At 40.3% G+C, this 15,292-nt stretch carries 12 protein-coding genes and 1 pseudogene; 1 reads left to right on the forward strand and 12 read right to left on the reverse strand.

Going from position 1 to position 15,292, the window contains the following annotated elements; all coding sequences use genetic code 11:
* Window positions 1–423 precede the first annotated feature (423 nt).
* The 6 genes and pseudogenes from R9C00_11660 to R9C00_11685 form a co-directional block, all read right to left on the reverse strand.
* Window positions 424–2,991 carry a hypothetical protein gene (locus R9C00_11660; protein ID WPO38109.1) on the reverse strand — a complete coding sequence of 856 codons (2,568 nt, stop codon included), beginning with the start codon at window positions 2,989–2,991 and terminating at the stop codon, window positions 424–426.
* Window positions 2,992–3,296: 305 nt separating this feature from the next.
* Entirely contained in the window at window positions 3,297–3,557 is a 261-nt protein-coding gene (locus R9C00_11665) for a hypothetical protein (protein ID WPO38110.1), read from the reverse strand.
* Window positions 3,558–3,822: 265 nt separating this feature from the next.
* Window positions 3,823–5,058: a WGR domain-containing protein gene (locus R9C00_11670; protein WPO38111.1), complete on the reverse strand. Its 1,236-nt coding sequence runs from the start codon at window positions 5,056–5,058 to the stop codon at window positions 3,823–3,825.
* Window positions 5,059–6,048: 990 nt separating this feature from the next.
* Window positions 6,049–6,504: a hypothetical protein gene (locus tag R9C00_11675; GenBank protein ID WPO38112.1), complete on the reverse strand. Its 456-nt coding sequence runs from the start codon at window positions 6,502–6,504 to the stop codon at window positions 6,049–6,051.
* A 218-nt stretch (window positions 6,505–6,722) separates the two neighbouring features.
* Window positions 6,723–6,974 (reverse strand): hypothetical protein, encoded by a 252-nt coding sequence (locus tag R9C00_11680; GenBank protein WPO38113.1) that lies wholly within the window; start codon window positions 6,972–6,974, stop codon window positions 6,723–6,725.
* Window positions 6,975–7,065: 91 nt separating this feature from the next.
* Window positions 7,066–8,240: pseudogene (locus R9C00_11685) on the reverse strand (IS3 family transposase).
* 450 nt (window positions 8,241–8,690) lie between these two features.
* On the opposite strand from R9C00_11685, the gene tnpA reads away from it, so the two are divergent.
* Entirely contained in the window at window positions 8,691–9,110 is a 420-nt protein-coding gene (gene tnpA / locus R9C00_11690) for an IS200/IS605 family transposase (GenBank protein WPO38114.1), read from the forward strand.
* A 279-nt stretch (window positions 9,111–9,389) separates the two neighbouring features.
* Here tnpA and R9C00_11695 read toward each other — a convergent pair whose 3' ends face one another.
* The 6 genes from R9C00_11695 to R9C00_11720 form a co-directional block, all read right to left on the reverse strand.
* A complete protein-coding gene (locus R9C00_11695; protein ID WPO38115.1) occupies window positions 9,390–9,623 on the reverse strand; it encodes a hypothetical protein in 234 nt (77 codons plus the stop codon).
* Between the two features lie 2 nt (window positions 9,624–9,625).
* A complete protein-coding gene (locus R9C00_11700) occupies window positions 9,626–9,925 on the reverse strand; it encodes a hypothetical protein (GenBank protein WPO38116.1) in 300 nt (99 codons plus the stop codon).
* 638 nt (window positions 9,926–10,563) lie between these two features.
* Complete coding sequence (locus tag R9C00_11705) at window positions 10,564–11,103, reverse strand: hypothetical protein (protein ID WPO38117.1); 540 nt, start codon at window positions 11,101–11,103, stop codon at window positions 10,564–10,566.
* A 261-nt stretch (window positions 11,104–11,364) separates the two neighbouring features.
* Complete coding sequence (locus tag R9C00_11710) at window positions 11,365–12,102, reverse strand: outer membrane lipoprotein-sorting protein (protein ID WPO38118.1); 738 nt, start codon at window positions 12,100–12,102, stop codon at window positions 11,365–11,367.
* 600 nt (window positions 12,103–12,702) lie between these two features.
* On the reverse strand, window positions 12,703–13,977 hold the full coding sequence (locus R9C00_11715; GenBank protein WPO38119.1) for an FtsX-like permease family protein: 1,275 nt from the start codon (window positions 13,975–13,977) through the stop codon (window positions 12,703–12,705).
* Window positions 13,974–15,128 (reverse strand): FtsX-like permease family protein, encoded by a 1,155-nt coding sequence (locus tag R9C00_11720; GenBank protein ID WPO38120.1) that lies wholly within the window; start codon window positions 15,126–15,128, stop codon window positions 13,974–13,976. Before R9C00_11720 ends, R9C00_11715 begins: the two co-directional genes overlap by 4 nt.
* Window positions 15,129–15,292 lie beyond the last annotated feature (164 nt).

Genomic DNA, 15,292 nt, shown 5'->3' on the forward strand with positions numbered 1-15,292 from the left:
TGATTCTGATGACAAGGTACGAAAATTTGGGCAGATTTTATCCAACAGGTTTACTACACTGTAAACTAAATAACCGAGTGTTTTAAATGATGCTTATTATTTTTTTTAGACCCTACTGACGGTTACTAGATGCTAGTTACGGGTTACTGGTTTCAACAAGGTAATGAGTTGATTAACTGTCTTTTTCTTAAAAAGTGAAAGACTTTTTTAAGAAAAAACGAGCGTAGCCTAAGCTACGTGAGTCTTTTTGCATCGCGGACGGCTAGTCGAAGAGTTGGGCAAAAAGAACAAGTTTTTCGGGCTTGGTTATTTCTAATTCTTTACTTAAGTTAGAGAGGTATGAAAAGGCCCGGTGTATTGCACCGGGCTTTTTTAGCTTAATGTGAAAATACTCAAATTCGTCCTAATTAGACGTGAGTGTCATTAATTTTTTGGATAACCAGTTGCTCTAGGCATTTCGGTTTCGCTGTCCCAAGTATCACCATCTTCGTCCACTATTTGTGGGAAGAAGCGGTAATAGTTACCATAAGTGTGCTTGCTGTTTTTCTTGTGCATTTCCAGCCTCATTTCATTAAAATGCTTGGTAGCCTCTTCTTGGTCGCCTATCAATAGCATGTACTCATTGCTAGAAATTTCCTTTCCCGATTTGTCTTTCAAACTCAAGCTGATGTAGAAGTTTTTCTCAACATCTCCCAACACATTTTCGCTGATATCAAAGAATTTCTGTGCACTGTTTTCCTTGATCGACTTTACGTCAAACGTCGAAGATTTCAGCACGTTCTTTTCATCATCTTTAATAGCCAGTTCAATTTTGCAGCCTTTATACTCTTCGTAAAGATCATTGATAACCCAGATCTCTCCTGTGAAAGGCTCGTCTTTGTGCCAGCGGCGCTTAGTGAAATTGAAGTTGACCAAAAGTGGTTGATAGGCTCTTTTTACAAATTCGTAAGAGCGCTTAGGCTTTTGATAGTTGTCAATAATTCCCCATTTCATATCAGGCCAGTAGGTGATAAAATGGCAAAGGGCTATTCCGCTAAGGCGGGGCTTTTGCCTTCTGAAATACTCAATTCCATTTTGGAAAATAATCCCTTGGGCATCTTGCGTGGCATTTACAAATTCTTCTAGTGAACCTGTTTTTTCATCGCCAAAGGCATCGAAGTTTTGCATGCGCAAGCGGTCGAGGTCAGCCCAGTGATGGCCCCAGCTAATGCCCGGAGGCCACATTTCGTTTTCGGGGATGAATTTTTTCAAACTCTCCACCGAAGGTACCGATGTGATGGCAAATTCAGGAACGATTGGGTAATCCAGTGTTTGGTACCAGTCTTCCATAAGGGCATGGCCCATATTGTAGAAATACATGAGCGCATGAACTGCTTCTTTGGGCTTGAACCCTGCTTTTTGTGAAACATGGCAGGTTAGCGGAGAATCGGGCACGTAAGGAAGTTTCGCATAGCTTTGGAGCGAATCGCCTAATCTTTCAAGGAAGTTTCGGGCAAACATGGCATCGCGTGCGCGAAGCATCATTTCCTCACCACCTTCCATCATAATGAGTGATGGGTGGTTACGACGTTCTTTAATAACTACTACTGCTTCATGGATGATCTCGTCCAAAAGTTTTTCATCTTTTGGCAAATTACCAGTTCCCAGCGGAATCATGTCTTGCCAAACCGTAAGCCCGGCTTCGTTACACATTTCATAAAAGATCGGGATTTCGGGTGGGTGCCATCCGAAAATACGGATATTGTTCATGTTGGCAGCCTTTGCCATCTCGATCAGTTTCTTGTACTTATCTGGTGTCGTACGACCTACAAAAATATCTGGAGGCCCACCCCAGCAAGCTGAGCGGATAAAATGGTTTTTACCGTTGATGAGCGTAGTACGGGGCAAACTTACCTCGTCTTTTGTAAAGCCCGGGTTCCATTCCATAGTGACTTCACGAATTCCGAAAGTCACTTCTTTGTAATCGTGGTTTGTTTTACCTTCTTTCAAAGAAATTTTTGCTTGGTAAAGGTTGGGTTTACCCAAATCCCATGGCCACCAGAGTTGCGGCTTTTTCACCAAAATATCTTTTGAAAACTTATGCTTTCCAGGAGGAACAGTTTGTGTAAACTCAACCGTTTGGGTTTTCGATTCGAAGTTTTTTCCTTCCAAAGAAGCAATTAGGTTCATCTCCTTTGCAGCGTTTGAAGTATTTTCTACTTCAAACTCCATTTTTACATTGGCGCTGCCGTCTTTATTGATGCTCGTGTTGGCGTACACATCTTCAAAACGAACTGCACCTGTCGATACGATTTTTACAGGTCTCCAAATTCCAAATGGAATCAAATCTCTCCAGTAATCGCCAAACCATGGGGTTTTCTTTCCGGCAACTTTTGCATTTACTTGGGGAGGAGGATCAAGCTTCACTACCAACATGTTGGTGCTTTCCAGCCTTTGTTTCGATACCCTAAGGGCTTCGTTTATATCAAAAGAAAAAGAAGAAAATGCGCCTTCGTGCTTGCCCAAATAGTGGCCATTAAGCCATACATCGCAACTATAATCTACCCCTTCAAAAACCAAGCGGAGTACTTGATCGCTGATATCTTCGGTTACGTTGAACTGGATGGAATACCACCATTCGTATTGTTGTACCCACTGAGCTTTCACGCTGTTGCGAGCATAATAAGGATCATCAATCGCCCCTGCTTTCCAGAGGTCGGTGTACACATCGCCCGGAACTCTTGCAGGGTTCCATACCAATGTTTCAATGTCTTCTGGCGGAAGTTCGTGCAAACCTTGCTTTACTCCCTCACCGGGGAGCATCATTTTCATTTTCCATTTATAACCGCTGAGGTCTTTTACCGCCTCGCTATTCTCCGTATGCGGAGTAATGGTATTTGGTTGGGCTAAAATGCTTCCCGCCCAAACGATCGTGAGCAAAATGAAGAATAAGGACTTGGTTAAGGTCGGAGAATGCTTTTCTCTCCGAAAAGTATGTGTGACGTTTTTCATATTTAATTTATATATAAAGTTTATTGTTCAAATGTAAAAATAGTAAACTAATTGCTTTGAGACTAATAAAAGGTACTCAAATAAAACTAGACAAACTTGGAAATGCTTTTAAAAATGCTTTAAACCATGTTTTTGAGTAAAATAATTTGGGGAGATTGTGTTGGGCTATAGCTCGGACTTCCAGATTTAGCAATATAAAAGCCTGATCAAAACCTATTTTATTCAGGCTTCAATCAGGCTTTTTTTGATGTGATATTATAGTATTACCCAGATGAGGGTGTCAGTTATTCTTCTATTCGGGCTGCTTAGTTGAGCGAAAACCCCGATGCTATATGTGAGCTACCTACTTTCTTATTGAGAAGATAGATTCGGAAACTCCCATTGAAAATAAAGGTCCAGTCATATTGATAACAGAGGGCGTCCATAGCAAATGAAATGTCTTTCTGTATGGCAAAATAGCCTTGGAAGCGGAGCTCGTTTTTAACTTCTAGGGTAGTCGTATTTCCATTGATTTCCATCAATCCTTCTGCTATGTTGAGTACGATGTCTTTTGTGAGTGTTTTCATAGTTTTATTGTTTTTTAGAATAGAGTTTATCACGGATTAGTTTTTATAGTCTTCTTGGCTATAAAATTTAGTTTGGGCTAAAGCCAATGTCGTTTTTATTTCCAGACGGGGCTTGAAAGCCCCGCCTATTGATTCTTTTATCACTAGTAACGGGCTTTAGCCCGTTGAATAACACCATACTTATTCGGCTTTAGCCTGAACTAAGTGTGTTATTGGTAGTTGGGAATATCTTTATTGTCACAAACCGTGATATAATCCAATTTGCTTACTTTTTTACCTCTACCAAATATTTTATAGTACACTGATTTTCGTTGTAAACGATGTATTCATTATTGATCAAGTCGGCACCGCCTTTCGCATATAAGCTGTTGTACCGTCCTCTTTCTTTTAGTTTTTCCTCGTTGAGTTCGTAGCACCAAGGTTGGTGGTTGCGGAGCTTGAGCGACCTGCCCAAGTACACATCGTAAATAGCCAAAAAGGCTTGGCTGGAATTTCCTCCTGCCCAGTAAGAGCCCCGCAAGGAGGAATAGTTGAGTGACTTCTTGAACTTATCAGCGAAGTATAGCCCGTAGCCAAACATCTTTCCCGAGATAATGGCATTCGTTGGGCGAAGGACCAAGCCAGTTTCCAGTATCGACATCCAGTTTTCGTTGCGGCTTCCGTGCCAAAAAAGAGTGGTTTTTTTATGCCTTTGAGAGGCTACATAGTTGTCGAATGCTACTTGTGTCCGTTTGTTACTCACCTCAAAAACTTGGTGGATCAATCCTTTTTCGCTACCCATCATCTTCTGGATGTTTTTGATCACCTTGCTGTCATCCACTTTCTTGATATCGATTCCCAGCTTTTGGATGATGTCTATTTTTTCTTCCCTAGGCGCATCTTCGGTTTGAGAAGTCAGCTTCACTTGCCCTTCCATTACGTCGAGGGTTTCCTGCTCTTGAGAGATTAGTTTATTCACCTCTTCTAGTTCAGCAGCGTTGTTACAAGAAGTTGCCAAATGGTCGGTCACGCTGCTCATTCTTCGGGGAATTACTTGATAGAGTTCTATCAGCAATTGGTTGAACCTTTGAACATCCATACCGATTTTTGCTGCTCCCACAAGTTGGTTTAAAACTGCTTGGGCTTCTTCCAGCTGCGCTTGCGTTACCTCCTCGGCTGTGACATTATAATGCTGGCTGATCGATTTTTGGGCATAGCGATACAGCGTTTTGATCAAAGAATTGATCGTATCATCGGACATTCCTTCGAAGCTTACCAGACTTTCTGTGGGCTTGGCAAAGAGGTGGCTTTGGTCTTTGTACCCTTTTCTGATTTTTTCCTTGTATTTCCTGTCCCACTGGGCAATAGGGTAGTTTTGGAAAGCGCCAGCAGTACCAACTCTACCGTATTTTACCTCAAAAGTTCCGTCCCCACTTTCTTTCATCTCATAAAACTTATTGTTGTTGTTAGCTGTCACCATAATCAGCTTACTTGTGCGGAGGGCTTCTTGTGTAGCGTTCATAATTCGTTAGTTCACAATGGTTAGTTTGAGTTTGTGTCTTAATTACATTGCTAAGTTCGAACGCCAGTCCGTAAGCTATTTACGGTTCAGTTTTTTTGTGATTGATTACTGTATTTGTTTGGACGGAGCGGAGCATCTCCTGCTTATTAAGATTGACTAAATAACCGTCATGTTTGTAAAGATGCTTAGAGGAAAAACCCTGTAGGGGTTTCAGTTTTGTAGTTTATTGTTGTAAAAATTTAGTCAACGCCGTAGGTGTTGCAGAATTTGAGAAAATGTATGTTTCTGCAACACCTACGGCGTTGTTTTCATCTGCTTCGCCAAATCTACAATAATGGAACCTCTACGAGGTTCTTTTACATCTAATAAAACCTCCAAACGGGAAAATTTGCAATGTTGCAGATGGGTCACAGGCTACTATTAGACATAATAAGTATGTCGTTTAAAAAGTCAATCTTAATTAGCAGGAGCTGCGCAAAGGGGAGGCTTTTTAACGAACGAGAATAGCAGAGCGGCTAGAAAATAGCCGATAGTTGATGGGCAAATTTGTATAAGAGTGAGGTTGCGTTGGATATAGGCAAAGGTCACGAGCGGAGATTCTACATATGGCACGACTGGAAAAAGCTTGAACGTAAACGTAAAAACCTCATTCGTTTAGGAGTGGAACAAGGTATGGCTTATGCCTGGAGCGGTCCGCCGCTGCGGTCGAACAAGGATGTGAGGATGGGCAGTAGCCCAAAGCCCTATTTTACGTACGACCATCACCGAAGTCCGCCTAAAGAAGAGAGGGTACATGAGTATGATTGACCACTACCAAAAAGTGAAGCTCTGATCTGGTGAACCGCCGTATACGAGACCCGTACGTACGGTGGTGTGACCGGGCTGGCGTTCCAGGGGCACGCCTCGTGAGGTGCACCGTGGGCTTATGGCTCACGGCCGCCTACTCGATTGTAAACCGTTTTTATTTCTGTCGTGTTACTGCCACTAATTTTAAAAACTAAAAGGTGACTGATTTGAAATCCCAATTGCCACCTTAAGAATTCCTTTTAAATACCACTTAATATTTATTTCTCTAGTATTCCCAGAGATGACTTTTCCTAAAGGAATTTCAAAAACATAATCATTAGATGTAATATTCATAATATTTCTAAATCTCTGTCTCATATAATCACCTTCGTTTCTATTGGCTGTTATTATATGTGTAATATCTGGATTTGAATTAAATATTCCTTTTAACGATTTTATATTTTGAACTAAGTCTGTATATGATTGAATTAATATAACGTTATCATTTTTTTCTATAATGCACTGAAATTCTGCATATGAATTCGGTAAATTACCGCTTCTTACACTATACGATAAGTTCCTTACTAAATGATTTGCTAAATTATATACTGATTCTGATTTTCCAGTATCTCTTGCTCCTCCAAATAATAGATAGTTCATAATGTTGTAGTATTTTTATAAATTAGGAAGCATAAGCTCACTGAATTTTAAAACTTTTATTCCTTCTTGATTATCTCCAAACTTGGCAATTATAAGTTCATTGGGGTATTTGCGAATCAACCTCTTAATATATGCTTCATTATATTTTTTATCTTTTTCTTTTAATTTATTAAATCCAATGTATTCTTTCTCAAATGTCTTAGCATGGTTCTTAATAATTAATGCTCTTTCAGTTCTTCATCTATTGTCTGGATATTTTTCATTATTATGATTGCAAATATGTAAAGTACCGTCACAACTATGATAATCAAAAGTTTGTAATCATCTAGTCCAATTGTTTTTATTGCCCATGAGTAAAGAATTGCAAAAAAGGGATAAGTTAATAATGACACAAAAAAGACTTCAGCATTAGATGCATCCCTTATCCATTCATGTATTGATTTTAAATCGCTAAGCTTTGGTGACTTCATATTTCTATTTAATGTTTGACATCTTGGTTTCAAATGCTCTACAACGTTGAGTATATGCAATGGACTACCTACTAAAAATGGTACAAATTTATTAAGCCACTTTATCAAATTGTTTAATTCTCAATTGTAATTCTTTTTCAGCAGGAGTCAGGTAACCTAAGCTGGAATGAAGCCTTTCATTGTTGTACCAGTTGATATATTCATCAATGACGCCAAAGGCGTGTCCACAATCTATAAATCGATACCTGTTGACACATTCATATTTTAGTGTCTTAAAGAAAGACTCTGCGACGGCATTGTCCCAACAATTACCTTTTCGGCTCATGCTTTGGTTCATATTCCCTTTAAAAGAGGATGAAAACAGCTTTGAGGCATATTGGATCCCCCTGTCGGAATGGAAGATATGGCCTTCTGTTATCTCCCTTTTTTCCCTAGCTTTTATCCAAGCTTCATAAACGGTGTTCTCGGTTGTCATGTCGTCACTGAGCACCCAGGCAATGATTTTCCTGTCCGCCAAATCCATTACCGTTGTCACATAATGCCACTTGTTGCCGACCATGATGTAGGTAATATCAGAGACCCACTTTTGGCCGAGCACTTGGCTTTCAAAGTCCCTGTTTAGCCTGTTCTCGGCAACAGGGAACTTATGGTTTGAATCTGTAGTGGCCACTTTATACTTTCTGCACATCACAGCTTTCAGCCCTAGTTGCCTCATCAGCAATGCTATATAAGACCTGGAATAAACCAGTTTTTCTCGTTCCAGGGCTTTGCAGACCCTTGTGGCGCCATAAGTCCCTTTGCTCTTGTCAAAGATGATCTTGATACGCATCTTAAGATAATCGGTCGAGGGGCTCGGGCTCTTTGTGGCTTTTGGTCTCAGCCAATTATAATAGCCATTGGTGCTCACCCGCATCAGCTTGCACATCTTATCAACAGGATATTCCCCCTTGTGTTCAAGTATAAAACCATACCTTACCTGTCGCTCTTGGAGAAGCTTATGCCCGGCAGGCGTCCCTGTTTTTTTAAGATATCACGTTCCATTTCAGCGTCTTTGAGCCGCTTTTTGAGTGACTTCAATTCCTTTTCCAAAGCTAGTGTGGCCTCGTCTTTAAAAACACCCGTTTCTGATTTAAACTCCCTCACCCACCTTCTTATAGTACCGTCCGCTATTTTATACTCTTTACTCAACTCGGCCGTGCTTTTGCCGCTTTTGACCAATTCTATCAAGGTTTCTTTGAACTCTTTGTCGTATTGTTTTCTTGCCATAATCCCTAAGTTTACGGACTTATAAATTTATACCAACAAAACTAGATAGTTCACAAAGTAGGCGATTGCGGGCTTCAAACCTATCAAAACGTTGAGAAATTGAAGCGGGCTACAACCCTTGAATTTACCATTATTTCGCCTATTTTGTATACACATTGTTACCGCACGTTTTTATCATTTCATAGTCAACTTTTATATTGTCTGTATTAGGATTCAATTCAAAAAGTATCGAATCAGACTCCGATGATTTACAGTCAATATATATCTGGTTGTTTTCTGGAAATTGAGAGTTTTCATAAAATTCTGTACCTCCACAAGCTTTTTTATATTTAATATCAACTTAGAAATCCACGCTCTATGAGCGTGGTTAATAACCGCTCTGCGTGGCTAAGCCAGAAAACGGCCCAATGATTATATTCAAGAGTTGTCCCCACAACCGAAGAATATATTATGAGCCGTTTTCACAAATTGTCACATTCGATCTGGTATTGCAAGTACCATATAGTTTGGACACCTAAATATAGGTATAGGATCCTCGAAGGAGCAATAAAAAGGGCAGCAATAGAGCATATAATGCAGTACGCCTCCCAAAAGAAATGTATTATCGATACGCTGAACGTCCAAAAGGACCATGTTCACTTGATTATCGATATCCCTCCCAAATATTCGGTTTCCGATGTGGTGGGGATCTTGAAGGGCCGGACAGCCATACGGTTGTTTTCAAAGTTCAAGAAGCTGAAGCAACGCCCCTATTGGGGCAACCGTTTTTGGGCAACAGGCTATTGTGTTGATACGGTAGGGCTTGACCCAGAAAAGATAAGGCTTTACGTGGAGTATCAAGAAGAACAGGAAAAAAAGAACGAGAGCTAAGAATAACAAAGTAATAAAATAGATTTATAACCGGGGACAATGAATTCCTTTGCCTCCTTTGGGGGCAAGGGCAGTTTACCCCCTTACAGGGGCTATCACAATTCCCCGCCCTTTGGGTGGGGATCTTTTAATCAAACCCCAAAGTAATTTCTTTTCACAAAATCCATCCCAGGCAATCTCAACGTCACCTTCAAATATTGGAATGTTTAAGATTTCAATCGTGTCATTATTTAGTTCAATGTCTGTTATTATAGTATTGTAACATCCAATAAAACTAAATTACAAATCAATTTTGCCATTTGGAACAGAGTCAATTTTAAAATTTCCAATAGAATCCACAACTGAACCTGTAAAATATCTTTCAGTCTGAGGATTTAAAACAATCGCGTTAATACCTTGAGTCTCAAAATCAGAGTTGTAAGTGCGAACACTGCCTTTCAACAAACTTTGTCCTTTCACTCCGAAGGAAGAGATGAATATTATCAATATTGTTAGTTTGAATTTCTTAATCATTTTCAATCAAATCCAATAGTTTCATAGTACCATCTATCACTTATTTGTAATTTGCGTTGTGATGCCGTAGGATAATCCTCATCTCCGAAATTTCTTGGATAAGTCGCAAAATCATATACTATGTTTTTATGAGCTGTCCATAGAAATCCACTTTTTTTTGAAAAAATAGCTACACTATCATATCCTACTTTATTTAATGTATCTACTAGAACAATATTCAACTCATCTATCGAATACATTTTTAATAATTTAGCAATCTCATTCTTATCTTCGGACTCAACTTTATATAGTCTTAACTTCATCGCTTTTTCAAATATGTTTTTAAATCTGGGTTGGTTCCTTTCAACTCTATCAGGATGAAAAGGGTTACAGCTCATCAAAATCAACAAAAATGTTATGTATATGCAGTGTCTCATTTAAATGTGTGGTAACAATTGAATAACAGGACAATTCCTGTTATTTCTCTTATGGCTATCCCCATAAATATAGTGTAGAAGAATTGTTTTTCCGAGGAGATTACCATTTTCTTATAAAGAAAAACACCTATATAGGGCTTGGAGTACATTATTTGAAGTTTTATGGGCGTAGTTGTTTTTCCCTCTATACAATTTACAAAATGCTGATCTTTCAAACAAAAACAACCGCAGGATTATACGTTTATATAAACGTTTAATTATACGGTTAGCCAAGCAAAAAAGCCTACCCAACTGATGGGCTTCTAAGCAATATCTTCCAGATCGAGAAGCGAAAATTATGCAACAAATCAGTCCCAAGCTCAGGGACAAGGGGTCACGAGCGGAGGCTAGCGCCAGTGGAGCTCTGATCTGGTGAACCGCCGTATACGAGACCCGTACGTGCGGTGGTGTGACCGGGCTGGCGTACCAGAGGTACACCGTGGGCTTATGGCTCACGGCCGCCTACTCGATTGTAGAGCGTTTTTTTATTCCCACTCTAAATTAATTATTTTCAATTTTCCGTTTATGATTTGTTCTTCTGTTCTTTTCTCATTTTCATTTAGTCCAAATTCATAAATCACGTTTTTAATTAATTCATTTTCTTTTTCAAGTGTTAGAATTAGTTGAAAATTCAGCTTTGATTTGTTTTCTTTTTCTTGGTCATATGACGTTGTGAAATAATCTCTAATGATCTGTGTTTTCCAATTATCTTCGATTTCGCCAAATTCCTCAAGGACGATTAGGATGTTAAAGGTGTCATCAGTCCAATCCAAATGAAAATCCCAAATTTGATTTAAAGTCCATTTTTTTGGATTTTGCTCGTCCCAATTGCAAGGAATAAATGGGAAAATATTTCTTACTTCTTCAATATATTCATCAAAGTCTTTTAGATTTCTTTTAAATCGATAGATAACTTTATCTGAAGTAGAAATTATATCGTCAACGTATTTTTTTCTTTCGTTTTCAGATTTCCCAACAATCATCAAATGTTTTTTGTCAGTATATTTTTCTTTGTCAAATGTCATTTCGTTGGTTGGATTCAAATGGTTTACAACAATTGAATAACAGGACAATTCCTGTTATTTCTCTTATGGCTATCCCCATAAATATAGTGCAGAAGAATTGTTTTTCTGAGAAGCCTAGCCCTTTCTTGTAAAGAAAAATACCTATATAGGGCTTGGAGTACATTATATGAAGTTTTATGGGTTTAGATGTTTTTTTCCCTCTATACAATTTACAAATCAGTCCCAAGCTCAGGGACAAGGGGCTATCCCGAAGGAAAATGATTACTTCCTAAGCGAAGCCTTGCTAAAAATATGCTCTGGAATTTCCACGTCAAATTCTACTTCGTCCAAAATGAAATCCGTTCCTTTTCCATCTTTGAGCATGTCCTTATAATTCATGTTTTTCGGATACCAGCGCCCTTCTATCTGCACTACATTGGTCAGTGTGGTTTTCTTTAAGAGTTGCCCGCTCTTGGCGAAAAGTTCTTCTTTGAGGGGGACATATCGTTCTTCATCTATCCACATTTTCCGTTTGTGGTAACTTACGTCATCCACCTTGGCAATCAGTTCCAGTATCCATGTTTTCCTACCGTCAATTTCTTCTTCGCCTATCACTTTTGCATCGTACATGTCGAGCAGTTCCCGTTGCTCCATCATGTCTTCATACGAAAGGTCCGAGCCCATTACCGATTGGCGGAGCATGTGTCCTGAAATCTGGATAGAGCGGTCAGACGAAGGCGAGTAAATCCACAGCCTATCTTCCAGTTTTAGCATTTTAGTTCCTTGCTCGCGAGCAGGACTGAGGTATTCGGTAAACGATTTGAAGTTGCCCTCCGCATATCCTTTTGAGGTAATACTGCGGCTATTTCGCTTGCCATGCACCACCATGGTAGAGGTAAATACCCTCGTTTTAGATGTCATGTTCGCATCTACTTTTTCTATAATCACAGCTGGGTCCGGTGCGCTGTTTTGAAAGGATAGAAGTAAGAGTCCTGTTAGGAATATGATTAACTTTTTCATGGTTAAAATGGGTTACTTACGGTCCGCCGCTGCGGTTACTAGTTTCTAGTTTTATTTCACTGATTTCCAGTTTGATTCTACGAACTGAATAAACTTGTTCAATTTTTTTCCAAGTGTGTTATAATCTTCAATTAGTTCCTTTAAAGGTGTTTCTTTAAAATGAATTTCACTTATCATTTCAAGTTGAGAAATGGCTTCATCGCATGACGATTGGGCAAAAATCAAAAAACGAATAAATTCTTTTTTATACCTTCTTCGTCAAAACCCCTCAACAATATTGTCTTTTATACTTTTGGTGGATCGCCTTATTTGAGAGCCTTGCTCATACATTTCATATTTAGGCAATTCCATTGTCATTTTATGGACTTTGATACCCAGCCTAAATGCTTCATTATAAACATCTAAATCCTTATAACTTTTCATATCATTTTTTTAAGGCATTACGAAAAACTAGTAACCAGCAACCCTTCTAAACCTCAGTGAGACGCTGAACAGTATTCAAGGCACAACAATTCCATTGTGGGTGAACACTTGCGCTATCGCTTTTTTTACGGCATTACGAAAAACCAGTAACTAGAAACCAGCAACAAGTAACCAGTTTCAAACCTCAAGTTCCTTGAAAAGCTGGGCGGTTTCGCGTTGGTAAATTCCGATGCCTGAGAGCATGTTTCCCACCACCATTGCCAATACGCCGGGGATGAACCCGATATAGAGCAGTTCGGGGCTGAATTTGGAGCGGAGCACCGAAGGCATCATCATGGTAATGTTTGCGAGCATATCGCTGATGTCTATGCCGACCACTTGCATGTAGTAGGTTACTCCCAAGCCAATGAGCGTGCCGATGAACGAGCCTATGAAACCAATAAGCAAGGCTTCGGCTAGGAGGGAGCGATAGATTTTCCCCTTCGACTCGCCCAAAGCTAGCCTGATGCCAAATTCTTTGTATCGGCGCAAGCCTCCCAATAAGCCAGTGTTCCAAAGTACAATGGACATGGCAAAGACAAATATCCCGACGAAAAGGAAGGAAAATACATCGACGTATTCGAGGTAAGAACCTAAGCCCGCTTGCCCGCTAAGCGGTACCATCACAGGTGAATATTCATCCGCTTTGTCCATATATTTTTCGTTGAAGCTTGCTGTGAGCGCTTTTGCTTCTTCGTCTACATAGGTTTCGTTGGGCAAAAATCCGAGGATTTCTCCTACAGCGTCGTCCATATCTAGCATTTCCCTCGCATCGGAAATATCTACTATAAAAGCTCCCCTGTCCATGGACGGTGTGCCAAATTTGATCAAACCTGCCACTTTGAAGTTTTTGAAAGTCATGCTGCCGTTCATGGTCGAGCCGAAGAACGTGATATCATCGCCAGGTTTCAAGTTTAAGCGCGTGGCAAAATCATAGCCGATGATGGCATGCCCTGGCTGTTGAGGAACAGTTCCTTCCACCAATGCGCTTTCAATATTCATTCGGTCAATTTCCCCACTTTCTTGGTGGAGCAAGTCCAACGCCATTCCAGCACCCGGACCTTGCCCAACAGTCTCTCCGTTTTCATCGGGTACATCAAGTAGCCCCCCAAATTTGATGCGTTCTACCCAAGTTATAGAAGAATAATCTGTCTTCAAATGCTCAACTGTTTTGTGGGCATCGAGTAGTGCTAGGTCGTTTGGCAACTGGCTTGCATTATCAAAATAAGCTTGGCTCATCACCTTCACATGTCCCGTTTCAAAACGGGCGTTGAGGTCTATCATATCGCCCATTGCGCCTCTGATGTAGCCGCTGAGCATCACCGTGAGCATCACGCCAATTGCGACAATAATAATAGGGAGCTGACTTCTGTTTTTGTCGCGCATTATGCCTTTTAATAAGAACTCTATCATTGTATTTTTCCTTTAAGTGCATCAACTGGATCCATTTTGGAAATCTTGCGGGAAGGTAAAAAGCTGACGATAGTAGCTGAAATCACTACCAAGGCAATGGTTCCCAAGATTAAGCCCAGGCCATAAACAGGGTAGATTCGTTCGCCAACAGCAATGCCCATTTCGTCAGCATTGCCAGGCATGCCCATGCCCACTTTTGCCAAGTAGATGAGAAGTGGAATTCCCCAAACACAGCCTACTAAAGTGGCTAAAATACTGTTGAATCCGCCTTCCACCGTAAATAAATAAACAACTTGCTGGCGGGTCATTCCCAAAGAAATGTAGGTACCGATTTCTCTTTGCCTTCTGAAAATGGAAAGAACTTGTGTGTCGAATATAGCTAGTAAAGCTATGGTCAAAAGCAGGCCGTACATGACTGACGAACCAACTTTTTTGGAGGCGATCATTGCATCTAAATCAGCCAATAACATGCTAAGGTCTTTGAATTCCCAGCCATCGATTTGGGAAGGAGAAAAATTTTCATTTGCAATAAAAAGGGTTGCTTCATTCTCCATTCCTGTCATTTCCCAAAGTTTTTCTATGGGTATCCAAACCTGCCCGTTGTCCACCGTGGGGACTATGGTTTCAAATACATCGGCAATGGTGATATTCACCGCATCAAATGTGCCTCCTTTGTCCCTCCACCTGAGCAACACTTGATCGCCTTTTTTGAGTTTGGCGGCCTCTGCCATTCTTTCCCCAATTATCACTGGTATTTCAGCATCGGAATTGAGCAAGGCTTGGGTCGGGATTTCAAGTGTTTCTTGTTTTGGATCGATGCCTTTTAATATAATAGGAAGCATCCTCCCGCTAGGATAAATATTCCCTTGGCGGATGAGTAGGGGAGTGAGCCCCTTTTGTAGGCTTGGGTCAAGTTTTCCATACCCATCTTGTAGGGAAAACGGATCGTAAGGATCGTAGTCTTCATGTACCAATTGCCCAGCTCCGTACTCCCAGCTGATGGTGTCGGTTCGTGCCTGTTGGTTCCAGCCATCCAAAATACCGTTGTAAAGTACGATGATCACGAAGGCAAAGGAAAGCACACCCACGTTGAGCCAAGTCCTCAGGCCTGCCCCAACCAAATTTTTATAGGCTAATTTAAAAGCTAACATCGCTTTGTTGTTTTAAGGTTGTATTTTAACATGTTGTAAGATGAGGGGTTGAACGCTTTTTTTGTCTAAAGCCGTTTACTGTTACAGGTTACTGGTGTCCAATAACTAGCTGAATTGCAATCGAGCTTAGGGTCAAAATGTTTTTCCAAAAAAGGAAGGAACGC

The sequence above is a fragment of the Flammeovirgaceae bacterium SG7u.111 genome, assembly GCA_034044135.1.
Classification (GTDB): Bacteria; Bacteroidota; Bacteroidia; order Cytophagales; family Flammeovirgaceae.